This window comes from Brevibacillus centrosporus (assembly GCF_046622605.1).
Classification (GTDB): domain Bacteria; phylum Bacillota; class Bacilli; order Brevibacillales; family Brevibacillaceae; genus Brevibacillus; species Brevibacillus centrosporus.
Window position 1 is genome coordinate 200,001 of sequence record NZ_CP176856.1, and the last position, 23,057, is coordinate 223,057.

Annotated in this window: 25 protein-coding genes, 1 rRNA gene and 1 other annotated feature (2 of these 27 cut by a window edge); of the genes, 25 read left to right on the plus strand and 1 reads right to left on the minus strand. The window is 49.0% G+C overall.

Annotated elements, in window-relative coordinates; translation table 11 throughout:
- The 10 genes from ACLIN2_RS01145 to pssA all read left to right on the plus strand — a co-directional run.
- Positions 1 to 511 (plus strand): 23S ribosomal RNA (locus ACLIN2_RS01145) (it extends 2,416 nt beyond the left edge of the window).
- Positions 512 to 789: 278 nt separating this feature from the next.
- Positions 790 to 1,917: an MGDG synthase family glycosyltransferase gene (locus ACLIN2_RS01150; protein WP_411503042.1), complete on the plus strand. Its 1,128-nt coding sequence runs from the start codon at positions 790 to 792 to the stop codon at positions 1,915 to 1,917.
- 44 nt (positions 1,918 to 1,961) lie between these two features.
- On the plus strand, positions 1,962 to 2,648 hold the full coding sequence (locus ACLIN2_RS01155; protein ID WP_400588428.1) for an HAD family hydrolase: 687 nt from the start codon (positions 1,962 to 1,964) through the stop codon (positions 2,646 to 2,648).
- Positions 2,649 to 2,814: 166 nt separating this feature from the next.
- Entirely contained in the window at positions 2,815 to 3,279 is a 465-nt protein-coding gene (locus ACLIN2_RS01160; RefSeq protein ID WP_092276894.1) for a CtsR family transcriptional regulator, read from the plus strand.
- Positions 3,280 to 3,308: 29 nt separating this feature from the next.
- On the plus strand, positions 3,309 to 3,827 hold the full coding sequence (locus ACLIN2_RS01165) for a UvrB/UvrC motif-containing protein (RefSeq protein WP_122926766.1): 519 nt from the start codon (positions 3,309 to 3,311) through the stop codon (positions 3,825 to 3,827).
- A gap of 18 nt (positions 3,828 to 3,845) precedes the next feature.
- Positions 3,846 to 4,922 carry a protein arginine kinase gene (locus ACLIN2_RS01170; protein WP_092276900.1) on the plus strand — a complete coding sequence of 359 codons (1,077 nt, stop codon included), beginning with the start codon at positions 3,846 to 3,848 and terminating at the stop codon, positions 4,920 to 4,922.
- A gap of 69 nt (positions 4,923 to 4,991) precedes the next feature.
- Positions 4,992 to 7,442 carry an ATP-dependent Clp protease ATP-binding subunit gene (locus ACLIN2_RS01175; protein WP_092276903.1) on the plus strand — a complete coding sequence of 817 codons (2,451 nt, stop codon included), beginning with the start codon at positions 4,992 to 4,994 and terminating at the stop codon, positions 7,440 to 7,442.
- A gap of 105 nt (positions 7,443 to 7,547) precedes the next feature.
- Positions 7,548 to 8,915, plus strand: a complete 1,368-nt coding sequence (radA, locus tag ACLIN2_RS01180; protein ID WP_092276905.1) for a DNA repair protein RadA — start codon at positions 7,548 to 7,550, stop codon at positions 8,913 to 8,915.
- A 6-nt stretch (positions 8,916 to 8,921) separates the two neighbouring features.
- Positions 8,922 to 9,998 (plus strand): DNA integrity scanning diadenylate cyclase DisA, encoded by a 1,077-nt coding sequence (disA, locus tag ACLIN2_RS01185; protein ID WP_092276908.1) that lies wholly within the window; start codon positions 8,922 to 8,924, stop codon positions 9,996 to 9,998.
- Positions 9,999 to 10,111: 113 nt separating this feature from the next.
- Positions 10,112 to 10,840, plus strand: a complete 729-nt coding sequence (pssA, locus tag ACLIN2_RS01190) for a CDP-diacylglycerol--serine O-phosphatidyltransferase (protein WP_092276910.1) — start codon at positions 10,112 to 10,114, stop codon at positions 10,838 to 10,840.
- A gap of 93 nt (positions 10,841 to 10,933) precedes the next feature.
- Here pssA and ACLIN2_RS01195 read toward each other — a convergent pair whose 3' ends face one another.
- Positions 10,934 to 11,329 (minus strand): DUF1573 domain-containing protein, encoded by a 396-nt coding sequence (locus ACLIN2_RS01195; RefSeq protein ID WP_411503043.1) that lies wholly within the window; start codon positions 11,327 to 11,329, stop codon positions 10,934 to 10,936.
- A 288-nt stretch (positions 11,330 to 11,617) separates the two neighbouring features.
- Between ACLIN2_RS01195 and ACLIN2_RS01200 the strand changes: the two genes are divergently transcribed.
- The 15 genes from ACLIN2_RS01200 (at position 11,618) to rplA (ending at position 22,916) form a co-directional block, all read left to right on the plus strand.
- Entirely contained in the window at positions 11,618 to 12,706 is a 1,089-nt protein-coding gene (locus ACLIN2_RS01200) for a PIN/TRAM domain-containing protein (protein WP_092276916.1), read from the plus strand.
- Between the two features lie 21 nt (positions 12,707 to 12,727).
- Positions 12,728 to 13,414, plus strand: a complete 687-nt coding sequence (gene ispD / locus ACLIN2_RS01205) for a 2-C-methyl-D-erythritol 4-phosphate cytidylyltransferase (RefSeq protein ID WP_092276919.1) — start codon at positions 12,728 to 12,730, stop codon at positions 13,412 to 13,414.
- A 3-nt stretch (positions 13,415 to 13,417) separates the two neighbouring features.
- The gene (gene ispF / locus ACLIN2_RS01210; protein ID WP_411503044.1) at positions 13,418 to 13,891 is read left to right on the plus strand and encodes a 2-C-methyl-D-erythritol 2,4-cyclodiphosphate synthase; all 474 of its coding nucleotides are present in this window, start codon (positions 13,418 to 13,420) and stop codon (positions 13,889 to 13,891) included.
- Between the two features lie 66 nt (positions 13,892 to 13,957).
- The gene (gene gltX, locus ACLIN2_RS01215) at positions 13,958 to 15,424 is read left to right on the plus strand and encodes a glutamate--tRNA ligase (RefSeq protein ID WP_411503045.1); all 1,467 of its coding nucleotides are present in this window, start codon (positions 13,958 to 13,960) and stop codon (positions 15,422 to 15,424) included.
- A gap of 347 nt (positions 15,425 to 15,771) precedes the next feature.
- Complete coding sequence (cysE, locus tag ACLIN2_RS01220) at positions 15,772 to 16,437, plus strand: serine O-acetyltransferase (RefSeq protein WP_092276928.1); 666 nt, start codon at positions 15,772 to 15,774, stop codon at positions 16,435 to 16,437.
- Positions 16,418 to 17,824 carry a cysteine--tRNA ligase gene (cysS, locus tag ACLIN2_RS01225; protein WP_411503046.1) on the plus strand — a complete coding sequence of 469 codons (1,407 nt, stop codon included), beginning with the start codon at positions 16,418 to 16,420 and terminating at the stop codon, positions 17,822 to 17,824. Before cysE ends, cysS begins: the two co-directional genes overlap by 20 nt.
- 17 nt (positions 17,825 to 17,841) lie before the next feature.
- Positions 17,842 to 18,243, plus strand: a complete 402-nt coding sequence (locus ACLIN2_RS01230) for a Mini-ribonuclease 3 (RefSeq protein WP_400588434.1) — start codon at positions 17,842 to 17,844, stop codon at positions 18,241 to 18,243.
- Positions 18,244 to 18,245: 2 nt separating this feature from the next.
- Entirely contained in the window at positions 18,246 to 19,001 is a 756-nt protein-coding gene (gene rlmB / locus ACLIN2_RS01235) for a 23S rRNA (guanosine(2251)-2'-O)-methyltransferase RlmB (protein WP_092276934.1), read from the plus strand.
- Between the two features lies 1 nt (position 19,002).
- Complete coding sequence (locus ACLIN2_RS01240) at positions 19,003 to 19,527, plus strand: NYN domain-containing protein (RefSeq protein ID WP_411503047.1); 525 nt, start codon at positions 19,003 to 19,005, stop codon at positions 19,525 to 19,527.
- A gap of 81 nt (positions 19,528 to 19,608) precedes the next feature.
- Positions 19,609 to 20,259: an RNA polymerase sporulation sigma factor SigH gene (gene sigH / locus ACLIN2_RS01245; protein ID WP_092276940.1), complete on the plus strand. Its 651-nt coding sequence runs from the start codon at positions 19,609 to 19,611 to the stop codon at positions 20,257 to 20,259.
- Positions 20,260 to 20,557: 298 nt separating this feature from the next.
- Complete coding sequence (rpmG, locus tag ACLIN2_RS01250) at positions 20,558 to 20,707, plus strand: 50S ribosomal protein L33 (protein WP_003392018.1); 150 nt, start codon at positions 20,558 to 20,560, stop codon at positions 20,705 to 20,707.
- On the plus strand, positions 20,707 to 20,955 hold the full coding sequence (secE, locus tag ACLIN2_RS01255; RefSeq protein WP_092276943.1) for a preprotein translocase subunit SecE: 249 nt from the start codon (positions 20,707 to 20,709) through the stop codon (positions 20,953 to 20,955). The genes rpmG and secE overlap by 1 nt, the downstream gene beginning before the upstream one ends.
- Positions 20,956 to 21,000: 45 nt before the next feature.
- Positions 21,001 to 21,537: a transcription termination/antitermination protein NusG gene (gene nusG, locus ACLIN2_RS01260; protein ID WP_092276946.1), complete on the plus strand. Its 537-nt coding sequence runs from the start codon at positions 21,001 to 21,003 to the stop codon at positions 21,535 to 21,537.
- A gap of 181 nt (positions 21,538 to 21,718) precedes the next feature.
- Positions 21,719 to 22,144, plus strand: a complete 426-nt coding sequence (rplK, locus tag ACLIN2_RS01265; RefSeq protein ID WP_023558754.1) for a 50S ribosomal protein L11 — start codon at positions 21,719 to 21,721, stop codon at positions 22,142 to 22,144.
- An 88-nt stretch (positions 22,145 to 22,232) separates the two neighbouring features.
- Entirely contained in the window at positions 22,233 to 22,916 is a 684-nt protein-coding gene (gene rplA / locus ACLIN2_RS01270) for a 50S ribosomal protein L1 (RefSeq protein ID WP_092276949.1), read from the plus strand.
- 42 nt (positions 22,917 to 22,958) lie between these two features.
- Positions 22,959 to 23,057 (plus strand) — a sequence feature (ribosomal protein L10 leader region); it runs 65 nt beyond the window's last position.

Sequence of the window (23,057 nt, forward strand, 5' to 3'; positions counted from 1 at the left end):
GTGATCCGGTGGTTCCGCATGGAAGGGCCATCGCTCAACGGATAAAAGCTACCCTGGGGATAACAGGCTTATCTCCCCCAAGAGTCCACATCGACGGGGAGGTTTGGCACCTCGATGTCGGCTCATCGCATCCTGGGGCTGAAGTAGGTCCCAAGGGTTGGGCTGTTCGCCCATTAAAGCGGTACGCGAGCTGGGTTCAGAACGTCGTGAGACAGTTCGGTCCCTATCTGTCGCGGGCGTAGGAAGTTTGAGGAGAGCTGTCCTTAGTACGAGAGGACCGGGATGGACGCACCGCTGGTGCACCAGTTGTCACGCCAGTGGCACAGCTGGGTAGCTATGTGCGGACGGGATAAGCGCTGAAAGCATCTAAGCGTGAAGCCCCCTCCAAGATGAGACTTCCCACAGCGCAAGCTGGTAAGACCCCTCATAGACGATGAGGTTGATAGGTTCGGTGTGGAAGCGTGGTAACACGTGGAGCTGACGAATACTAATCGGTCGAGGACTTATCCACACATACTTAGCAAACATGCGTATTCAGTTTTGAAGGAATGAAACGTGCCTCTTTACCCCAAAATGGGTAAAGGGGCTTTTCTGTTTTACATAAAGCCGCACGAATCGTTTGGTGCAACCCAGGTTTCTAATTGCCCTTTTACGCTGTTTATGTCGACAAGTTAGGTCGATTGACCGACAAGTTACCCCTTGCAGAGCGCAGAGGCGGTAGACTAACATGAGAGGGTACTAATCAGAGGGTATAGTTGGCATGGCATGGTTTATGAAGGAGAATAATCAATGAAGAAAATCCTGATCTTTTCAGCTTCCATCGGTAATGGTCACAATCAGGCTGCCAGAGCGATGCAAGAAAGTCTGGCGGAGGCTGGCTACACGTCGATGATCATTGATACGTTGGAGTACATCAGCCCCACGTTTCACAAAATCTTGCTGGAAAGCTACATGAATTTATTGCGGTTGTCCCCAAAAATGTGGGGGAGAATCTATCACAATACAGAAAAAAGTAGATTTTTTGATATGAACGTACTCATGAATAAACTATTGGCAAACAAGCTGAAGAAGTTGATAAACAGCGTTCAGCCTGACGCATTTATTGCTACGCATCCGTTTGCCAGTTGTATGCTGTCGGTGTTAAAGGGAAGGAATGACTGGAGAGAACCGATATACACGATTATTACAGACTACACTATTCACCCGTCCTGGATTAATCATCACATTAACTACTATTTTATTGGCCATGAACAGTTGTACTATCTTGTGGACCTCTATCGACAGGATCATCAAAAATTCATCCCCATGGGTATCCCGATCATGCGCAAGTTCCGATTACCCTTGGACACGGAACAGATCCGAAATAAGCTGAAGCTGAGACCAGAGCAAAAGAGCATTATCCTCTCAGGCGGTGGCTTGGGGCTAGGCTCCATGGAAAAAGTCCTCGATGGCTTGGAAGAAATCGATCTTCCTATTAAAGCCTTTATTTTGACTGGTACCAATGATAAGCTGTATCGAAAGGTCACAAATCGAACCTATCGTCATGAGGTAGTCCCACTAAAGTTTGTAAACAACTTTCACGAATACCTGGAGACGGCAGACCTGATCGTAACAAAATCAGGTGGACTGACTTCGGCGGAAGTAATGAGCAAGCGGGTTCCGATGATCATCTACAACCCGCTGCCAGGTCAGGAAGAGCGCAACAGCCACTTCTTGTTAAATAACGGTTGTGCAGTCCACGCCAACCTGTCCGAGCAGCTCATTTACTTTATTGAAGAGCTATTGCATAGTCCTTCCAAAGTTGATTACATGAAAAGAATGGCACATAAGATATCGAAGCCGGATGCTGCTCAGCGAATAGCTGAATTCATTCGCGACGATATGAACATGCTGGAGCAAGACGAGCAGATCCCATGAATCGATGAACTCGTGCACATGATCAGAAGGATGAGGAGGAAAACATGAGCATCCCCTATGCGGTCCTGTTTGATATGGATGGAACCTTGCTGCAAACCGAAAGGCTCTCGACACCTGCCTTTCAGCGAACGTTCGAGCAGCTACGTCAAAACGGTTTGTGGGACGGACCTACGCCAGACAAAAGTGAGCTCATCAATATTTTAGGCATGACGATTGATCAAGTATGGAAAAAACTGCTGCCAGATGCGAGTGAAGAGGCGATTCAAGCAGCAGATACGTTTTTGATAAAAAATGAAATTCAGCTCATTCACGAGAGAGTAACGGATCTGTACCCGGGTGTGTTTGAAACCCTTCGTGATCTGCATGCGAAAGGCGTAGCGCTGTTTATTGCAAGCAATGGGCAGGAGGAGTACATTGATGCTCTTTGTGAAGAGTACGGATTAAAGCCCTTTTTGACAGATCTGTATTCAGCAGGCCGTTTCCGCACACGTACCAAAAACGACCTGGTGGCGAAATTGATCGCGGATTATCAGGTGCAAAAAGCGGTTATGGTTGGAGATCGTCACTCTGATGTAGAAGCAGGTACGTCAAATGGACTTTTTACTATCGGCTGCGACTTTGGCTTTGCCAATCCAGGTGAACTGGATGGAGCCGATGTGATCATCACAAAATTCCCCCAAATCCTTGATCATTTGCCAGAACTCGACACCGTCAGGCAAAGTCAAACATAAACCATTCCGATGTGGAGTGGTTTTTTTGTATGGTTTCAAGCGTCCCCATTTTGCCCACAATAGAAAGTGTATTCACCACTTGCAAGCGTCAAGTAAACCCATTATAATTAAAGTCAAAGATAGTCAAAGTCAATAGTGAAACACAACGAGAAGAGGAGGCGATGACTTGCGTAACATCTCTGACATCATTGAACATCACTTGAAAAGCATCATAACGGAGAGTCCCAATGGTTTGATCGAGATTCAGCGTAGTGAGCTAGCCGACCTTTTTCAATGTGTTCCGTCTCAGATCAACTACGTCATCAATACCCGATTTACCGTTCAAAAAGGGTATATTGTGGAAAGCAAGCGTGGCGGCGGTGGATACATTCGTATTCGCAAAGTGCAGATCGTCAGCAAAGCTCGCTTGCAGGAACTTTTGACCGAGGAGCTGATTGGCGAGGCTATCACTCAAAGTGTGGGCAATGCTATCGTAGAGCGCTTGTTAGAGGAAGGCTTGGTCAATCTAAGGGAAGCTACCCTGATGAAAATTGCCACTTCCCGATCTGTCTTAACCGTGGATACGGAATTGCGAGATCGTTTACGGGCAAATATTTTAAAGCAAATGATCGCAGCTATTTTGCTGAAGTAAACGAAACACGTGCTAGGAGGGATGATGTGATGAACTGTGAGGAATGCGGAAAACGACCGGCGACACTTCATCTGACGAAAATCGTCAATGGCGAAAAAACCGAATACCATATTTGTGAGCACTGTGCTCAGGAAAAAGGGGACGTCTTTACCGGCTTTCACAATTTCAGCATCAACAATCTCCTTTCCGGACTTCTAAAATTCGACCCGATGCAAAAAGGCATGAAGGAGTCGACTACAAACAAACCGCTCCGGTGTGAAACCTGCGGACTCACCTATGCCCAATTCAGCAAGAGTGGGCGCTTTGGCTGCAGCGATTGCTACACCTTCCTAGGAGATCGACTGGATCCCCTGTTCAGACGGATTCATGGCAATACGCAGCACATCGGAAAAGTGCCGGAGAGAACAGGTGGCAAGCTGAAAATCCGTAAAGAGCTGGAGCAGTTAAAGCAAGCCTTGCAGACGCATGTGGCGAGTGAGGAATTTGAAAAAGCTGCAGAGATGCGGGACCGAATTCGTGCTTTGGAACAAAAGATGGCCCAATCGTAACAAGGGGAGGTTAGCTGGATGTCGCAACAGCAGTTTATGCAGAACCCGTGGAGCAATTGGATGAAAGGGGAAGGACCTGATTCCGATATTGTCATCAGCACACGGTTACGCATCGCCCGTAACCTGCGCCAGCACCCTTTTCCGTTGCTTGCGACTGATTCCCAAGGGGAGGAAGTAGTAAGAAAGGTAACGGAAGTAGCCGAGTCGGATGCCATGCGCAAACGACACCATCTGCAAGTGCTTCAAATGGATCAGGTTAACCCGCTGGAGAAACGAGTACTGGTGGAGAAGCATCTGATCAGTCCGCATCTGGCCGAGGAGTCTCGGAAGGGTGCTGTGCTGCTTAGCTCAGATGAGTCCGTCAGCATCATGGTAAATGAAGAGGATCATATTCGGATTCAAGTTCTGTTGCCGGGATTTCGTTTGAACGAAGCCTGGGAAATCGGGACCAAAATAGATGATATTTTCGAGAAGAATTTGAACTACGCTTTTGACGAAACAAGAGGATACTTAACGAGCTGCCCGACAAACGTAGGTACGGGGATTCGCGCCTCCGTCATGCTCCACCTCCCCGCCTTGGTGATGACCCAGCAGATCAGCCGAATTTTACAAGCAATTAATCAAGTTGGTCTGGTTGTACGAGGAATTTATGGGGAAGGCAGCGAAGCTTTAGGAAACCTGTTTCAATTATCCAATCAGGTGACGCTGGGAATGTCGGAGTCTGACATCCTCTCCAACCTGTACGGAGTAGCGAGACAAATTATCGAACAAGAGCGCGTGGCACGAACATACTTACTTGAGCATACCCGTGTATCCCTGGAGGATCGCATTTTCCGTTCGTACGGCATCCTGATGTACGCACGCACGGTGGAATCCAAGGAAGCAGCACAGCGCCTATCCGATGTTCGTTTAGGTATTGACCTGGGAGTGATTCCAGACGTATCGCCATTAGTGCTAAATGAACTGCTTGTCACGACCCAGCCGGGATTCCTGCAGCAGCACGCCGGTCAAAAGCTAACCCCTGATCAGCGTGACGAACGAAGAGCCCGATTAATACGGGAGCGCATTACGGACAGACAGGAGCACAGCGGCTGATCAAAACAACAGCAACACGCAACAGTTAACCCATAGAGAATAAACACGGTTACCTTGGAGGTGTACGATATGATGTTTGGACGTTTTACGGAACGAGCACAAAAAGTATTGGCGCTTGCCCTAGAAGAAGCAGTGCGTCTCGGCCACAAAGATATTGGGACAGAGCACGTACTGCTGGGTTTGATTCGGGAAGGTGAAGGGATTGCAGCGAAAGCTCTTCAATCGCTGGGACTTGGTCTCGATAAAATCCAAAGTGAAGTGGAATCGTTGATCGGACGCGGTACGGAGCAGTCCGGCAGTAATTACACGCCAAACTATACACCTCGCGCCAAAAAGGTCATTGAGTTGTCCATGGATGAAGCTCGCAAGCTCGGCCATACGTACGTGGGCACCGAGCATATCCTGCTTGGTCTGATCCGTGAAGGGGAAGGCATTGCGGCTAGAATCATGAATAATTTGGGCGTCAGCCTGAACAAAGCGCGTCAGCAAGTACTGCAGCTTCTGGGCAGCTCGGAGATGATGGCATCTCATCAGCCTTCCGGTGGCAATCCGGCAGCGAATACGCCTACGCTGGACGGCTTGGCACGCGATCTGACAGCTATCGCACGCGATGGCGGACTGGATCCTGTGATCGGCCGTCAAAAGGAAATTGAGCGCGTGATTCAGGTACTGAGCAGACGTACCAAGAACAACCCAGTTCTCATCGGGGAGCCAGGTGTAGGGAAAACGGCAATCGCGGAAGGCTTGGCACAAAAGATCGTGAACAACGAGATTCCGGAGACCCTGCGTGACAAGCGTGTCATGACACTCGATATGGGTACCGTCGTTGCGGGAACGAAGTATCGCGGTGAATTTGAGGACCGCCTGAAAAAGATCATGGATGAAATTCGCCAGGCAGGAAACATCATTCTGTTCATTGACGAATTGCATACTCTGATCGGTGCAGGTGGAGCAGAAGGTGCCATCGACGCTTCCAATATTCTCAAGCCGGCTCTCGCTCGCGGAGAATTGCAGTGCGTAGGGGCAACTACGCTGGACGAATACCGCAAATACATCGAAAAGGATGCTGCGCTGGAGCGCCGTTTCCAACCCATTCAGGTAGATGAACCTACAGCCGAGGATGCGGTTAAGATTTTGCACGGTCTGCGCGATCGCTACGAAGCCCATCACCGCGTAAAAATCACAGATGAAGCCATTGAACAGGCAGTGAAGCTGTCTGACCGATACATCACAGATCGTTTCCTGCCAGACAAAGCGATCGACCTGGTCGATGAGGCAGCATCCAAAGTACGCTTGCAGTCCTTTACCGTTCCACCGAATCTCAAGGAACTGGAAGGCCGTCTGGAAGAAGTGCGCAAGGAAAAGGATGCCGCAGTGCAGTCTCAGGAGTTTGAAGAGGCAGCAGCTTTGCGTGATCAGGAACAAAAGCTGCGCGAAGAGCTGGATAAAACGAAAAAAGACTGGAAAGAACGCCAAGGCCAGTTGAACATGGAAGTGACGCCTGAAGATATCGCTCAGGTCGTAGCCAGCTGGACGGGTATCCCTGTTCTCAAGCTGAAGGAAGAGGAAGCAGAGCGCCTGCTGAAAATGGAGGAAATTCTGCACAGTCGTGTCATTGGGCAAGACGAAGCAGTCAAATCCATCTCCCGTGCGGTACGCCGTGCGCGTGCAGGTCTCAAGGATCCGAAGCGCCCTGTAGGCTCGTTTATTTTCCTCGGCCCTACCGGTGTAGGGAAAACGGAACTGGCCCGTGCGGTAGCCGAAACGCTGTTTGGCGATGAAGACGCCATGATCCGCGTTGACATGTCCGAGTACATGGAGAAGCATTCTACAGCTCGTCTGGTCGGTGCCCCTCCAGGGTACGTCGGTTACGATGAGGGTGGTCAGCTGACGGAAAAAGTACGCCGCAAACCGTACTCCGTAATCCTGCTGGATGAGATCGAAAAAGCGCATCCGGACGTATTCAATATCTTGCTGCAGGTACTGGATGATGGGCGTTTGACGGATTCCAAAGGACGCACGGTTGATTTCCGCAATACGGTCGTCATCATGACCTCCAACGTGGGAGCCAGCATGATCAAGAAAAACACCACGCTGGGCTTTACCACAGGCGATACGGAAAGAAAGTATCAGGATATGAAGGATAAAGTGATGGATGAGCTGAAAAAGAGCTTCCGTCCTGAATTCCTGAACCGCATCGATGAAGTCATCGTGTTCCATTCCCTGGAGCAAGAGCACATCGAGCAAATCGTATCCCTGATGACGGATGAGCTCCGCAAACGCTTGAAAGAACAGAGCATTGATTTCCAATTGACCGAAGATGCCAAAAAAGTATTGGCAAAAGAGGGCTTCGATCCAGCCTATGGTGCACGTCCGCTGCGTAGAGCCATTCAGCGTCATATCGAGGACAGATTGTCTGAAGAGCTGCTGAAAGGCAATATCAGCAAAGGCGATACCGTCAACATCGATTCCGTGGAAGGTCAGCTGGTCGTCAAACGATTGGAAAAAACAAAGCTGTAAGCAGCTATAGCAATAGAAGGATGCCTCCCGAAACAGGAGGTATTCTTTTTTTGTATCTCTAAGTATGATAAAAATAGAGGATAGAATCCAAACGAGGGTGCGAATATGTCAAAGTATAAAACGAAATACGCGTGTCAAGAATGTGGCTATGAATCGCCGAAATGGATGGGGAAATGTCCAGGCTGTAATAGCTGGAATACAATGGTAGAGGAAATGACAGTCAAAACCGCGCATCGCCATGAAGGCTTGAGCGGTGGGCAGAAACAGGCAGCGATGCCACTCACGGAAGTAGCCAGTGAAGAAGATCCGCGCATGGACACGACAATCGGGGAGTTGAACCGGGTTTTGGGTGGCGGTCTTGTGCCTGGCTCTCTTATTTTGGTCGGCGGGGATCCGGGGATTGGAAAATCAACACTGCTGCTGCAGACCTCATTTGCTTTGGCGCATCAAGGTGCAAAAGTGTTGTACGTATCCGGGGAGGAGTCGGCAAAACAGATCAAGCTGCGCGCCGATCGACTCGGGACAAATACTCCGCCCATGTTTGTTTTAGCAGAAAATGATTTGGATTTGATCGAACAGCATATTAATCAGGTAGACCCCCATGTCTTGATCATTGACTCGATTCAGACCGTTTTCCACCCGGCTGTCCAATCAGCAGCAGGAAGCGTCGCCCAAGTGCGTGAAGCTACCGCACAGCTGATGCGGATTGCCAAAGGAAAAGGGATCGGCACGTTTATCGTCGGTCACGTCACCAAGGAAGGATCGATTGCAGGTCCGCGTATGCTTGAGCATATGGTGGATGCCGTGCTCTATTTTGAAGGAGAGCGCCACAACACGTTTCGTATCCTCAGAGCGGTCAAAAATCGATTTGGTTCGACAAATGAGATCGGGATTTTTGAGATGAAGGACCGCGGACTGGAAGAAGTGGCAAATCCATCGGAAATCTTCTTGGCGGAGCGTCCGTTTGGTGTAGCTGGTTCTACTGTTGTGGCCAGCATGGAGGGAACGCGCCCGGTCTTAGTTGAGCTGCAAGCTCTCGTTGCCCCTACGAGCTTTGTGACCCCGCGGAGAATGGCTACAGGCGTCGATCATCAGCGTGTAGCGATGATTATGGCAGTTTTGGAAAAGCGTATGGGCATGATGCTGCAAAATCAGGACGCGTATGTAAACGTGGCGGGTGGTGTACGTCTGGATGAGCCTGCCGTGGACTTGGCGATTGCCGTAAGTATCGCAAGCAGCTTCCGTGACCATGCAACGAACCCTCATGACGTTGTGATTGGGGAGATCGGCCTGACTGGTGAGGTGCGAGGTGTGTCTCGCATTGAACAGCGGGTGCGAGAAGCTCACAAGTTAGGCTTCAAGCGAGTCATTATTCCAGAAAAGAATATCCGTGGCTTGGATGCTCCTGACGATATTCAGGTGATTGGCGTATCGAACATTGGGGAGGCTTTGAACGAGGTCATAAGGGGGTAAGGGCGGATGCAAGACAACCAAAAGAAAAATCCGCTATTCAGTGATGTTCTTCGCTTAGTCGCTCCGGGAACACAGCTGCGGGAAGGTCTGGAAAATGTGCTGAGAGCCAAAACTGGCGGTCTCATTGTCGTCGGCTATGGGCCTGAGATGAAGCATATTGTCGATGGGGGTTTTTCGATCAATTGTGACTTCTCCCCAGCACATTTGTATGAATTAGCGAAGATGGATGGGGCGATTATAGTAAGTGAGGACGCCAAACGCATCTTGTATGCCAATACCCAGCTCTTTCCTCCTGCCTCGATAGCCACAAGTGAAACAGGGACTCGTCATCGCACGGCACAGCGGACAGCCATTCAGACGAACTATCTGGTGATCGCTATTTCCCAGCGTCGAAATGTCATCACTCTGTACCAAGGGAATTTTCGCTATGTGCTAAACGAGATCAGTGTCATTTTGGCAAAAGCGAATCAGGCGGTATCTACTTTAGAAAAGTACAAGGCAGTGCTGGATCAAACACTCACGAATCTGGGGGCTCTGGAATTTGAAGAGCTGGTCACGCTCCACGAGGTGACGTCTGTACTGCAGCGGGTTGAAATGGTGCTGCGAATCAAATCGGAGGTTTCCAAGTACATATGCGAGCTTGGAGTCGAAGGAAGATTGGTAAGCATGCAGTTGGAGGAGCTTGTATCCAATATTGAAGAAGAGGCCCATATGCTTATTCGAGATTATTGTCGAGATCCTGCGCACTCTCCCGATGTCGTTTTGCGAGACATGAAGAAATTAAGCTCCGACGAAATGCTGGAACTAAGCTCATTTTTGCGAGTCCTGGGGTATTCTTCTAATGTCAGCATGCTGGAAGAATCCGTGTCACCACGCGGATTTCGGATCCTGTATAAGATCCCGCGGCTGCCGATGTCGATTATTGCAAATCTTGTCGGATACTTCCACAATCTCCCTCGAATTATGATGGCAACGATTGAAGAATTGGATGAAGTGGAAGGGATCGGAGAGGTGCGTGCCAGAGCGATCAAGGATGGACTAAAAAGGATTCAGGAGCAAGTGTTCATTGACAGGCACATTTAAAGTAGAATAGGATTAAGGCATTATTTGTATTCAACATTTGCCTAGGGGACCCGATAGCTTAAAGGGTCAACAGGATACTCGTCTCCTTCGCAAAAGAAATCAGGAGGTAGTCTATGTTCGTGAAATCGTTACCGAACATACTAACCGTAAGCAATTTGTTTTTAGGTGTACTCGCAATCATTTTGGCGTTTCGAGGCGATGAATTCGTCGATTATGCGGCCATTACCGTAATTATTGGGATGCTGGCTGATGGCTTGGACGGGCGTGTAGCCCGAATGCTGAATGCACAAAGTGAGTTTGGGAAGGAACTGGATTCCTTGTCAGACGTCATCACCTTTGGCGTAGCACCTGCCTTTATCATGTATGTTGTCGTGTTGAATGATTTTAACTGGATTGGCATCTTGATCACAGCGATCTTCCCGATCTGTGGAGCGCTGCGGTTGGCTCGTTTTAACGTACAGGCTGGTGTTCCTGGCTATTTCATTGGACTGCCGATTACGGCGGCAGGCGGCGTGCTTGCAACACTTGCACTGTATCACCAAGTATTTAATACAGCGCTGCTCGCCATCAGCATGCTGCTGCTCGCCTTTTTGATGGTATCGAAGGTCAAATACCCGAACTTTAAAAAAGTAGGAATTCCGAAATCTGCGTACTGGATTACCCCTGTGATTATTGCGATCGTCGTCGTTGTAGCGATTAAATATCCGCAGCAGTTTCCGAAAATCGTGTTCTTGCCGCTTGCCTTTTACGCTTTATACGGAATAAAAAAAAACGTTGACTTTCTTGTCAAAAAGTTTCGCAAGCGAAAAAACAAAGAAGAGGAATCCGTTCCTTTCGAATAGGTAAGGACATGAAAAAACCCGCTAATCCATTAGCGGGTTTTGCATTTTTACATGCAACCTTTTGAGCGTTCGTTCGTAATACGAGTGTGAGGCCTAGGAAAGATTGAATACACCGAGCGTGTTCAAGCGTGTGGATTCCTTTTGCAGGACGTCTTCTAGCTTGATGTCCGTGATGTTGCAGAGAGCTGCCAGGTAAAAAAAGTTTTTGCCCAGCTCGGCGGTTACGACATCGCGGCAATGCTCGCACAAGGGACCTGAGAAATGGGTGTCCAAATACGATTTGTTTTCCTCCAGATTTTTACTGGAGTCGTACGTTTGTTTCTTCGCAGCTACTTCGACACAGCCGCACTCCGTGACCGCTTTTGTCAGCGATCGATTGATGCGGGATGCAGTTTCCTGAACTTTGGACATGACGTCCAGTACGCTTCGATGCCTGATCAAGAGCTCTGAGACTTGCGTTTGAAAGTCATCTAAGTTGCTTCTGTCCATGTGGTTCACCTCTGCTTTAGGCTGTAAATATCGTCAAAATTTTCGAACATTACGCTACAGCCATTATAAGAAGGGAGCCAGGCGTCTGTCAATTTGTATCAAAAGGAAACGGACGTTCGAGGTTGACGGCAAAATGTTAATTATGTTAAAATTTTTAGCTATTTGACATGGCAAATTAAATTTTGCTATAGTTGGGGGGAAAGTGGTGATGATTGGTTTTCACCATTTGGAAAGAAATAGGGTTTTACTTATAGGCTTCTGTCTATATTAATAAAAGGAGGTGAAGGCATGGTACGCCGCATAGGAAAAATCTTTTTTGTTTTGGTTGGTGGGGGCTTGGGCTACCAGTATGGGGCTGACTTGTTCTCATTGTTAAACCAGCTGTTGAATTTTGGAGAGATCGCAGGTACGCAATACATTGGTGCGGTTCTTGGTGCCATCTTGTTCTTCTTTTTAGCCAACTGGCTCTTGGACTACATCTTGAGAGTGATTCGTTGGGGAGAAGAGACGCTCGTTAAGATGCCAATTGTGGATGTCATGTTCGGAGCGATGGGGTTGATTAGTGGTCTTATTGTTGCCTTTTTATTATTCCTGCCCATCAGTAAAATTCCGATTCCCGTGATAGGAGATTTGTTGCCACTGGTCGTGTCTGGATTGCTTGGTTATTTGGGTTTCCAAGTGGGATTCCGCAAACGGGACGAAATTATGGCTGTATTTTCTATCGGTCGGAAGGATAGGAAAAAAGACAATAGCAGCACCACTACGAACGTCGAGAACAAGATTCTCGATACGAGTGTGATCATCGATGGGCGCATTGCGGACATCTGCCGCACGGGCTTCTTGGAAGGCGTGCTGGTCATTCCGGGATTCGTACTGGAGGAACTCCAACATATCGCTGATTCTTCCGACGTGCTGAAACGAAACAGAGGACGTCGTGGACTTGATATTTTGAACAAGATTCAAAAGGAAATGAAAGTGAAAGTGCAGATTTGGGAAGGTGACTTTGAAGAAGTCTCTGAGGTAGACAGCAAGCTGATCAAGCTGGCGAAAGTCATGAACGGGAAAGTCGTGACGAATGACTTCAACCTGAACAAAGTATGCGAGCTGCAAGGTGTCTCTGTCTTGAACATCAATGACTTGGCAAACGCGGTGAAGCCGGTCGTCCTGCCAGGTGAAGAAATGAACGTTCAAGTCATCAAGGACGGCAAGGAGCACGGCCAAGGGGTTGCTTATCTCGATGATGGTACCATGATCGTCGTGGAGGGCGGACGTGAGTATATCGGCAATGAGGTTGATGTCCTCGTGACCAGTGTGCTGCAAACTTCTGCTGGACGTATGATTTTCGCTAAGCCTAAACTGTTGGAAAAAGCATTGTAGAGAGATTGAGAGGGAAAACAAGTGGGGACAGGAGTCGTGATCGTAGCCGCAGGTTCTGGGAAAAGAATGGGCGGTGAACGAAACAAACTGTGGTTGCCTCTGGGTGGGGAGCCGATTCTGGCTCATACGGTTCGCCTGTTTGCTACACACCGGGAGATTGATGAGATCGTACTGGTTGTGAGTGCAGAGGACCATAGTAATGTACTGAAATGGCTTGATCGGGAGCGAATCCGTGTAAAGGTGACCTTAGGTGGTGCCGAACGGCAGGACAGCGTGAGAAACGGACTGACCGCTCTTTCTGATAACTGCTCTTTTGTGCTTGTTCACGATGCTGCCCGTCCTTTCATTACTCGCCAACAGATCAGCGCTCTGATCAAAAAGGTTCAACAGGATCAGGCAACGATTGTGGCTGTACCAGTCAAGGATACGATAAAAGTGGTGGGGGCGACTGGGATTGTAGAGTCGACCCCAGCACGTGAAAGCTTGTGGGCTGTGCAAACCCCACAAGCTTTTCGTATGTCTTTGCTAAGAGAGGCGCATCAGGCGGCTGTGGAGACAGGCAGAATGGGAACAGATGACGCCATGCTCGTGGAATGGCTAGGTCACCCGGTGACAATCATGCAAGGAAGCTATGAGAATATAAAAATCACCACGCCTGACGATCTGTGGCTGGGTGAAGAGATCTTACGGAAAAGAAAGGGAGAGTAAACCATGCGGATTGGACAAGGCTTTGATGTGCATCAGTTGGTAGAGGGACGTCCATGTATCATTGGAGGAGTCGCGATCCCTTATGAAAAGGGTTTGCTCGGGCATTCCGATGCAGATGTTCTGCTGCATGCGATCAGTGACGCGATTCTGGGAGCGATCGGAGAAGGGGATATCGGCAGACACTTTCCCGATACGGATCCCGAATTCAAGGACGCGGATAGCGTAAAGCTGCTGGAGCATGTGTGGGGATTGGTCAAAGAGCGAGGCTACCGTTTGGGGAATGTCGATGCGACGATCATTGCGCAAGCTCCCAAAATGGCTCCGTACATTCAGCAAATGCGTGAAGTCATTGCACGCGTGCTGGAAGCGGAAGATCCTTCGCAAGTCAACGTGAAGGCGACAACGACGGAAAAATTGGGCTTTCCAGGACGTGGAGAGGGAATCGCTGCTCAGGCTGCTTGCTTGCTTGTCAAGTAGAGGGGCAAGGTGTAACATAAGGCATTAGAAACATTTTCGTTTATATTCATAAGGATGGTGCTACCCATGGCGAAAGAAATCCGTACGCGATATGCTCCTAGTCCTACGGGGCATTTACATATCGGCGGTGCTCGTACAGCGCTTTTCAACTACCTGTTTGCGAAACATCACGGCGGTTCCTTCATCGTTCGGATTGAAGATACCGACCAAACGCGCAACAAGGAAAATGCTGACGAAGAGCAAATGAAAAACCTGAAATGGCTCGGCGTGAAATGGGAAGAAGGTACAGACGTTGGCGGTCCTTATGGGCCTTATCGCCAAATGGAGCGTCTGGACATCTACCGTACCTATATCGAGCAATTGCTCGCAGAAGGCAAGGCGTACTATTGCTACGCGACCAAAGAAGAGCTGGATGCAGAACGCGAAGAGCAGCTCGCTCGCGGAGAAACACCTCGCATCCTGGAAAAGCATCGTCATGTTACAGATGAGCAGCGCGCTCAGTTTGAAGCAGAAGGACGCGTACCATCCATTCACTTCCTCGTTCAGGACGACCGCGAGTACGTGGTCGATGACATGATTCGTGGACAAGTGACTTTTAACTCGAACGAAATGGGCGATTTCGTCATTTGCCGTCCCGACGGAATCCCTACCTATAACTTCGCGGTGGTCATCGACGACTACCTGATGAAGATCAGCCATGTCATTCGTGGGGAAGAGCATCTTTCCAACACCCCGCGTCAGCTGATGATTTATGAGGCGTTTGGTTGGGAGCCGCCACAATTTGCTCACTTGGCTTTGATTCTGAACCAAGAAGGCAAAAAGATGTCCAAGCGCGACGAGAGCATTCTCCAGTTCATCGAGCAATACCGTGATCTGGGCTTCTTGCCGGAAGCGATTGTGAACTTCCTCGTGCTCTTGGGCTGGTCTCCGGGCGGCGAAGAAGAGATCTTCCTCATCGATGATCTCATCAAGCTGTTCTCGATGGATCGCGTGAACAAGTCCCCAGCTGTATTCGATGCAACCAAAATGAACTGGATGAACAACTTCTATCTGAAGCGTCAGCCATTGGATCTGATCACAGATATGTGTGTGCCGCATTTGCAAAAGGCAGGGTTTATCGAAGAAAACCTGTCCGATGCCAAAAGAGATTGGGTTCGCAGCATCGTGGGGCTGTATCAGGAGCAAATGTCGTACTGCGCGCAAATCGTTCCGCTCGCAGCTCTTTTCTTCCTCGACGAAGTGGTGTACGATGAGGAGGCAATGTTGGTTTTGAAGGAAGCGCAGCTGCCAGAGGTATTGACTTCTTTCGTCAAACACCTATCGGCACAAGAGGCATATAATGTGGATGTTATCAAAGCGGCGCTGAAGGATGTTCAAAAGGAAACGGGACACAAAGGCAAGGCGTTGTTCATGCCGGTTCGTGTAGCGGCTACAGGGCAGGCGCACGGACGTGATCTCGCAGAAACGCTGTATCTGTTGGGCCGTGACAAAGTGCTGGCCCGCACCAATCAAGTGATTGCAAACGGGCGATAAATTTACGATTGCCTGATTGATAAAAGGATGCGACGACCAGGAGAAGTACGGCGTCAGACACATCTACAGAGAGGGTGGAAAGGTGAGAGCCGCCCGATGTGTCCCGTCTGGAAATGCACCTGGGAGCAATGAGCTGAACGTGCCTGTTTCATGATGTGGGCATCAGTAGGCGATTCGGCAGCCCGCCGTTATCGGGCTTATGAGCGCGATCGCTGTGCACCGATGGGGGTGCGAACGATCGCAAGCAGAGTGGAACCACGGTAAAAAACCGTCTCTGTCCCTTTTGATTGAGGGACAGGGACGTTTTTTATTTTACAGAAAGAAAATGAGGCGGGAGGTGCCACCCAGTGTTTGCACAATTAAAAGACGACATTCAAGTTGTATTTGAACGAGACCCGGCAGCGCGCAGTACTCTGGAGGTTGTCATGACCTATTCCGGTTTGCACGCGATATGGGGGCACCGGATTGCCCACAAGCTGTGGAAGGCGGAGTGGTGTACATTGGCTCGCGCTGTTTCTCAGTTATTCCGGTTTTTTACGGGGATTGAGATTCATCCGGGTGCGAGAATCGGCAGAGGGTTGTTTATCGACCACGGAATGGGTGTCGTGATTGGGGAAACGTGTGAGATCGGCGATAACGTTACGATCTACCAGGGTGTGACCTTGGGAGGGACGGGAAAAGAAAAAGGAAAGCGGCATCCGACTATTGGCAATGATGTCATCATCGCGACAGGAGCAAAGGTGTTGGGTTCCTTCAAGATTGGCGATAATTCAAAGATAGGGGCAGGCGCTGTCGTCTTGCAGGAAGTGCCGCCTAACTCGACGGTAGTAGGGATCAAGGCGCGCATTGTCATCCAGGATGGCAAACGCGTAAAATGCGATTTGGACCACGTGAATCTGCCTGACCCAGTGGCAGATACGATCCGTCAAATGCAACGGGAAATTGATCACTTGCGCAAGGAATTGGATCATTTGAGGGAGGATAAAAAGAATCATGAGCATTCAGTTGACTAATACATTGACCAGGCGAAAAGAACCGTTCGTCACTATCGAGCCGGGAAAGGTAAAGATGTATGTGTGCGGTCCTACCGTGTACAACTACATTCACATCGGAAACTCCCGCCCAGCGATCGTGTTTGATACGCTTCGCCGTTATTTGAAGTACCGCGGCTACGAAGTGACTTTCGTGCAAAACATCACGGATGTGGACGACAAACTGATTCGCGTGGCAAACGAGGAAGGGACGACTGTCAAGGAAGTGGCGGACCGCTTTACAGATGCCTTTAACGAAGACCTGCGTTCTTTGAACGTATTGCCGCCGGATATTCAACCGCGCGTCATGCAGACGATCCCGGAAATCATTACATTTGTCGAAGGTCTGATTGAAAAAGGGTTTGCCTACGAAAGTGAAGGGGACGTCTATTTCCGCACCGGCCGTTTTAGTGAATACGGCAAGCTGTCGCACCAGCCGCTGGATGACTTGCAGGCAGGTGCCCGTGTGGAAATCAACGAGAAGAAAGAGCATCCTCTCGATTTCGCCCTGTGGAAAGCAGCGAAGCCAGGAGAAGTGGCTTGGAGCAGCCCTTGGGGAGAAGGCCGCCCAGGCTGGCATATCGAATGCTCGGCGATGGCACTGAAGTTTCTTGGGGAAGAAATCGATATTCATGCTGGTGGTACGGATCTGGTGTTCCCGCACCATGAGAACGAAATTGCGCAGTCTGAATGCTTTACTGGCAAGGTATTTGCTCGCTACTGGCTCCACAACGGCATGCTGAACATCAACAACGAAAAAATGTCCAAATCACTGGGGAACTTCCTGCTGGCGAGAGATTTGGTGCAAAAGTTTGGCGGTCAGCTGATTCGCTTTTTCATGCTGCTGGGTCATTACCGCAACCCGATCAATTTCAGCGATGACCTGCTGGAACAAGCCTCCAATGGACTGGAACGAATCAAGACAGCCTACAACAACTTAAACTACCGCTTGGACTTGGCGCGTGACGAGGAACCGAACGGTCAGGCAGAAGAGCAAGCGCGGATCATCGGCGAGCTGCGAGAGCGGTTCATTACAGAAATGGACGACGATCTGAATACAGCCAATGCCATCACGGTACTGTTTGATGTGGTCAAAGAAGCAAACCTGTACATGCGTCAGGAGAATGTTGGGAAAGTGGAAATTCAGGCGTACAAGGATCTGCTCGTGGAGCTGACAGGAGTGCTCGGTTTGATCCTGGAGCAGGAAGAAGAACTGCTGGACAGTGAGATCGACGCTTTGATCGAGGAGCGGACAGAAGCTCGCAGGGCCCGTAATTTTGCGCGTTCCGACGAAATTCGCGATCTGCTGGCTGCAAAAGGAATCGTGCTGGAAGACACTCCACAGGGTGTTCGCTGGCGCCGAAAATAAGGGGCCGAAGAGACAAAATGCAAAAAGAAGAATTGACCCGAGACCCGAATCAGACGAATCCGCTCGTGCTGGCTTTCCTCGGAGATGCTACGTATGCCCACTGTGTGAGGTATCATTTGATTGCCAAGGGGCTGGTGAAACCAAATCAGCTCCACAAAACGGCAAACCGTTACGTTTCGGCAAAGGCGCAGGCGAACATTTTGTTGACCCTGCTGCCTACTTTGCCGGAAGACGAGGTAAGCGTCGTGAAGCGGGGACGAAATGCCAAGTCCGGGTCTACCGCGAAAAATGCGGATATTATTGATTATCGACATGCGACAGCATTTGAAGCGCTCATCGGGTATTTATATCTGAACGGAAAAGAAGAGCGGATCGCTGAAATCATGCAACAGGCTTTTGCGATTGTGGAAGGAGAATAACGATGAGTGAAGAGTGGATTCTCGGGAAAAACCCGGTGATCGAAGCGCTCCGTTCAGGACGCACGATCAATAAGATTTGGATTGCGGAGGGTACTAACAAGAACCTGATGGCACCTGTCTTTGCGCTGGCAAAGGAGCAGGGTGTTATCGTGACGACGGCAAATCGCAAAAAGCTGGATCAGCTTGTTTCTACAGATAACCACCAGGGTGTAGTGGCTTCTGTTGCTGCGTATGATTACGTGGAAGTAGACGACATTTTGAAACGGGCGGAAGAGAAGAACCAGCCACCATTTATTCTGCTGCTGGACGAGCTGGAGGATCCGCACAATCTCGGCTCGATCATGCGTACGGCGGATGCAGTAGGTGCGCATGGTGTCATCATTCCGAAAAGACGCTCGGTAAGCCTGACAGCAACCGTAGCGAAAGCGTCAGCGGGCGCGATCAACTACGTTCCGGTTGCGAGGGTAACGAATCTGGTTCGTACGATGGAAGAGCTGAAAGAACGCGGTGTCTGGATTGCAGGCACAGATGCGAGTGCCAAACAGGATTTCCGTCAAGGCGATTACACGATGCCACTCGCGATCGTGATCGGCAGTGAAGGAAAAGGCATCAGCCGTTTGGTACGGGAAAACTGTGACTTTCTGTACAGCCTTCCTATGGCGGGCAATGTGACCTCGCTCAATGCCTCTGTGGCAGCCGCTCTCTTGATGTACGAAGTCTATCGCTCCCGGAGTCCATTACCGACGCGGGTGAAATAATATGGCCAAAAAGAAAGCCAAGCAACTGTTGATCGTGGATGGTTATAATATCATCGGTGCCTGGCCGGACCTGCGAGCCTTGAAAGATCAGGATCGAATGGACGAGGCTCGCGATCTGCTGGTTTCCAAAATGGCGGAATACCAGAGCTTTACCGGCATGAAAGTCATCATAGTGTTTGACGCGTACAATGTGCCGGGAATCGGACGTCAAATCGAAGACTACAAAGTGGAAATCTACTTCACCAAGAAAAAGGAGACAGCTGACGAAAAAATCGAGCAGCTCGTCTCCGAATTTCAGCAAAAAAATCGGCAAATTTATGTAGCGACCTCTGACTATACCTCGCAGCGTGTCATATTTGGTCAGGGGGCATTGCGCAAATCGGCACGGGAGTTATTGCTGGACATGGAAGTAACAGGCAAAGAGATCAAGCAGCAGGTCGATCAAACCAAGGAAGAACGCTTCTCCAAACGCATTCCACTGAATGATGAAATAGCGAAAATATTCGAAAAATGGAGAAGGGAATAACTTGGATTCGGTTGACGCTTTTTTACGGCACATGTATAATAACGCTATCTATGGAGAAACCGGTTGGCGGAGGGATCATTTGTGAGTGTTGACCTCAAGGAGCTAATGCATGCCCAATATGAACTAATGACCGACGAAGAAGTTGTCGACCTGGTTCGCGATAATCACGCCGAAGCCTTGGAGTACTTGATCAACAAGTACAAAAACTTCGTGCGCGCCAAAGCGAGATCCTATTTTCTTATTGGGGCTGACCGCGAGGATATCGTACAGGAAGGCATGATTGGCCTGTACAAGTCTATTCGCGACTTCCGAGGGGACAAGCTCACTTCTTTCAAGGCATTTGCCGAGCTATGCATCACTAGACAGATTATTACAGCGATAAAAACGGCTACCAGACAAAAGCATATTCCGCTCAACTCCTACGTATCGCTGGATAAACCTATCTACGATGAGGATTCTGATCGTACGTTGCTGGATGTCATTTCAGGAACCAAGGTGACTGATCCTGAGGAATTGTTTATCAATCGCGAAGAGTTTGATGATATCGAAGGGAAAATGAGCGAGATTTTAAGCGATCTGGAACGGCAGGTATTGATGCTTTATCTGGATGGAAGATCGTACCAGCAGATCGCAGTCGAGCTGAAGCGTCACGTAAAATCGATCGATAACGCCCTGCAGCGTGTTAAGCGCAAACTGGAGCGATATTTGGAAGGAAGAGAGATTCATCTGTAAATCAGAGAATCTCTCTTTTATTTCATTTCATGAAATATCAGTGGGCGCATCGCTTGACAGTCAAGGGAAAATCTGGTCTTTTGATGGAACAAAATGTTTTCGCTTTGTCAAGCCGTTTTGTTGACATGAGTTTTTGGGTGTGATAAATTTGTTTAGGTAGCCATAGACTCTTGTCTCTCTTGTACTATGGTTGCTTTGGTGAAATGGTCAGGAAAAAGTAGCGGTTTTCCCGTACTATTAATCATCGGGTTTACTTTTAACTAATAGCAGGTTTGAAATGAGATGGAGGTGGCAATAAATGCGAGTAAACATCACGTTGGCGTGCACTGAGTGTGGCGAGCGTAACTATATCTCCACAAAGAACAAACGCACCACAACTGAGCGTGTTGAACTGAAAAAGTATTGCTCCCGTGACAAGAAGCAAACCCTTCATCGCGAGACGAAGTAATGGTTGACGCGACGAAGTCTGGGGGTGGCAAAGTGGGTTTTTTAGCACGAATCGGAGCCAGTTTTCGCCGAACCGGTGGATTTTTTGGCGACGTAATGTCCGAACTGAAGAAAGTTCGTTGGCCCAACCGTAAAGAGTTAACGACCTACACACTGGTAGTTATGGTTACTGTTGTGCTGCTGGCGATATTCTTCTTCGTCGTTGATTTGGGTATCTCGCGCTTGATCGATTTGATTCTAGGAAAGTAATTTTGCTAGTCTTAGGAGGGACGGACGGTAATCGTCCTGTTGGATATGGAAAAAGCATGGTATGTACTTCATACGTACTCAGGTTACGAAAACAAGGTTAAAACCAATCTAGAGAAGCGACTCGAGTCGATGGGCATGGAAGACAAGATCTTTCGCGTTCTTGTCCCCACTGAAGAAGAGGTGGAGACCAAGGATGGTAAAAAGCGTGTCGTCACGAAAAAAGTGTTTCCTGGATACGTCCTTGTTGAAATGGTGATGACGGACGATTCTTGGTATGTCGTGCGTAACACTCCTGGGGTTACCGGCTTTGTCGGATCCACGGGCGCCGGTTCCAAGCCGACAGCGCTGCGTCCTGAAGAGGCCGATACGATTCTCAAACAAATGGGAATCGAAATTCCCAAGATCAGAGTCGATTTTGCTCTCCGCGATATGGTGCGCGTCACAGATGGTCCGTTTTCCAATCGCACCGGGGAGATTATCGAGATTCACCCGGACAGGCAGAAGGTCCGCGTATTGGTGGACATCTTCGGTCGCGAAACACCGGTAGAGCTAGACTTTACACAAGTTCAGAAATTGGATTAGGATTCAACTTGAAAAGTATCGCACTATGTGGTACATTTCATTTTGTTTTTACAATCCCACCACAATATTTTGGGGTTTCTTGCACTCTCACTATAGATCGAAAGTCTTTATGGCTTTCACCAAACAGTGGGAGGGGGCATTCCCCCGTAATAACCACATGTGAAGTAAGGAGGTGTCTTACGTGGCTAAGAAGGTTATCCGCGTAATCAAATTGCAAATCCCAGCAGGTAAAGCGAATCCTGCACCTCCAGTAGGTCCGGCTCTCGGTCAAGCTGGTGTAAACATCATGGGATTCTGTAAAGAATTCAACGCTCGCACTGAAAGCGAAGCAGGCATGATCATTCCGGTGGAAATCACCGTATTTGAAGATCGTTCTTTCACTTTCATCACGAAGACTCCACCAGCTGCTGTTCTGTTGAAAAAAGCTGCTGGCATCGAGTCCGGTTCCGGCGTACCAAACAAAACAAAAGTTGCTACGCTGAAACGCGACAAAGTTCGTGAAATCGCTGAACTGAAGCGTCCTGACCTGAATGCTGCATCCGTGGAAGCGGCTATGCGCATGGTGGAAGGTACAGCTCGTTCTATGGGCATCGTTATCGAAGACTAATTGTCTTGGTGCAAGGGGGCACAGACGCTGTGCCCCCTGTCTGTGGGAGGATTAACCGCTACGACCACATTGAAGGGAGATTTAAAAAATGGCCAAAAAAGGTAAGAAATATCAAGAGGCTGTAAAGCTCGTTGATAAAAACAAAGTTTACGAAGTAGCAGAAGGTATTGAGCTGGTTAAAAAAGCAGCTACTGCTAAATTCGATGAAACTGTTGAAGCAGCATTCCGTCTGGGTGTAGACCCTAAGCGTGCTGACCAACAAATCCGTGGTGCAGTTGTACTGCCACACGGTACTGGTAAAGTTCAACGTGTTCTGGTATTTGCTAAAGGCGAAAAAGCGAAAGATGCAGAAGCAGCTGGCGCAGACTTCGTAGGCGATGCTGACATGATCGCAAAAATTCAAGGTGGCTGGTTCGACTTTGACGTCGTAGTAGCTACTCCAGATATGATGGGTGAAGTAGGTAAATTGGGTCGTGTACTCGGTCCAAAAGGCCTGATGCCAAACCCTAAAACCGGTACTGTTACTTTCGACGTAACAAAAGCGGTTAACGAAATCAAAGCTGGTAAAATTGAGTACCGCGTTGACAAAGCAGGTAACATCCACGCTCCGATCGGTAAAGCATCCTTCGATGGTGAGAAATTGGTTGAAAACCTGGCTGCGTTGACTGAAGCACTGAACCGTGCAAAACCAGCTGCAGCAAAAGGCATTTACATGAAAAATGTAACACTGAGCTCCACTATGGGTCCTGGTGTACGCGTTGCTGTAAAATAATGACACTTGACTTCCTTTTGGGAAGTTGATACGATAGTGCCTGTTGATGAAAAGAATATGCCGTAGACAGAAGGTGCGAGGTTCGCGAGAGCTGAGCTTAATATCCCTCCGAGGCGTGTAATGTACGAAAGAGGAAACGAC

Coding starts and splice junctions, on each gene's coding strand:
- ACLIN2_RS01150 (WP_411503042.1), top strand. CDS start 790: ATGAAGAAAATCCTGATCTTTTCAGCTTCCATCGGTAATGGTCACAAT.
- ACLIN2_RS01155 (WP_400588428.1), top strand. CDS start 1,962: ATGAGCATCCCCTATGCGGTCCTGTTTGATATGGATGGAACCTTGCTG.
- ACLIN2_RS01165 (WP_122926766.1), top strand. CDS start 3,309: ATGAACTGTGAGGAATGCGGAAAACGACCGGCGACACTTCATCTGACG.
- ACLIN2_RS01170 (WP_092276900.1), top strand. CDS start 3,846: ATGTCGCAACAGCAGTTTATGCAGAACCCGTGGAGCAATTGGATGAAA.
- ACLIN2_RS01175 (WP_092276903.1), top strand. CDS start 4,992: ATGATGTTTGGACGTTTTACGGAACGAGCACAAAAAGTATTGGCGCTT.
- radA (WP_092276905.1), top strand. CDS start 7,548: ATGTCAAAGTATAAAACGAAATACGCGTGTCAAGAATGTGGCTATGAA.
- disA (WP_092276908.1), top strand. CDS start 8,922: ATGCAAGACAACCAAAAGAAAAATCCGCTATTCAGTGATGTTCTTCGC.
- pssA (WP_092276910.1), top strand. CDS start 10,112: ATGTTCGTGAAATCGTTACCGAACATACTAACCGTAAGCAATTTGTTT.
- ACLIN2_RS01195 (WP_411503043.1), bottom strand. CDS start 11,329: ATGGACAGAAGCAACTTAGATGACTTTCAAACGCAAGTCTCAGAGCTC.
- ACLIN2_RS01200 (WP_092276916.1), top strand. CDS start 11,618: ATGGTACGCCGCATAGGAAAAATCTTTTTTGTTTTGGTTGGTGGGGGC.
- ispF (WP_411503044.1), top strand. CDS start 13,418: ATGCGGATTGGACAAGGCTTTGATGTGCATCAGTTGGTAGAGGGACGT.
- gltX (WP_411503045.1), top strand. CDS start 13,958: ATGGCGAAAGAAATCCGTACGCGATATGCTCCTAGTCCTACGGGGCAT.
- cysS (WP_411503046.1), top strand. CDS start 16,418: ATGAGCATTCAGTTGACTAATACATTGACCAGGCGAAAAGAACCGTTC.
- ACLIN2_RS01230 (WP_400588434.1), top strand. CDS start 17,842: ATGCAAAAAGAAGAATTGACCCGAGACCCGAATCAGACGAATCCGCTC.
- rlmB (WP_092276934.1), top strand. CDS start 18,246: ATGAGTGAAGAGTGGATTCTCGGGAAAAACCCGGTGATCGAAGCGCTC.
- ACLIN2_RS01240 (WP_411503047.1), top strand. CDS start 19,003: ATGGCCAAAAAGAAAGCCAAGCAACTGTTGATCGTGGATGGTTATAAT.
- rpmG (WP_003392018.1), top strand. CDS start 20,558: ATGCGAGTAAACATCACGTTGGCGTGCACTGAGTGTGGCGAGCGTAAC.
- secE (WP_092276943.1), top strand. CDS start 20,707: ATGGTTGACGCGACGAAGTCTGGGGGTGGCAAAGTGGGTTTTTTAGCA.
- nusG (WP_092276946.1), top strand. CDS start 21,001: ATGGAAAAAGCATGGTATGTACTTCATACGTACTCAGGTTACGAAAAC.
- rplA (WP_092276949.1), top strand. CDS start 22,233: ATGGCCAAAAAAGGTAAGAAATATCAAGAGGCTGTAAAGCTCGTTGAT.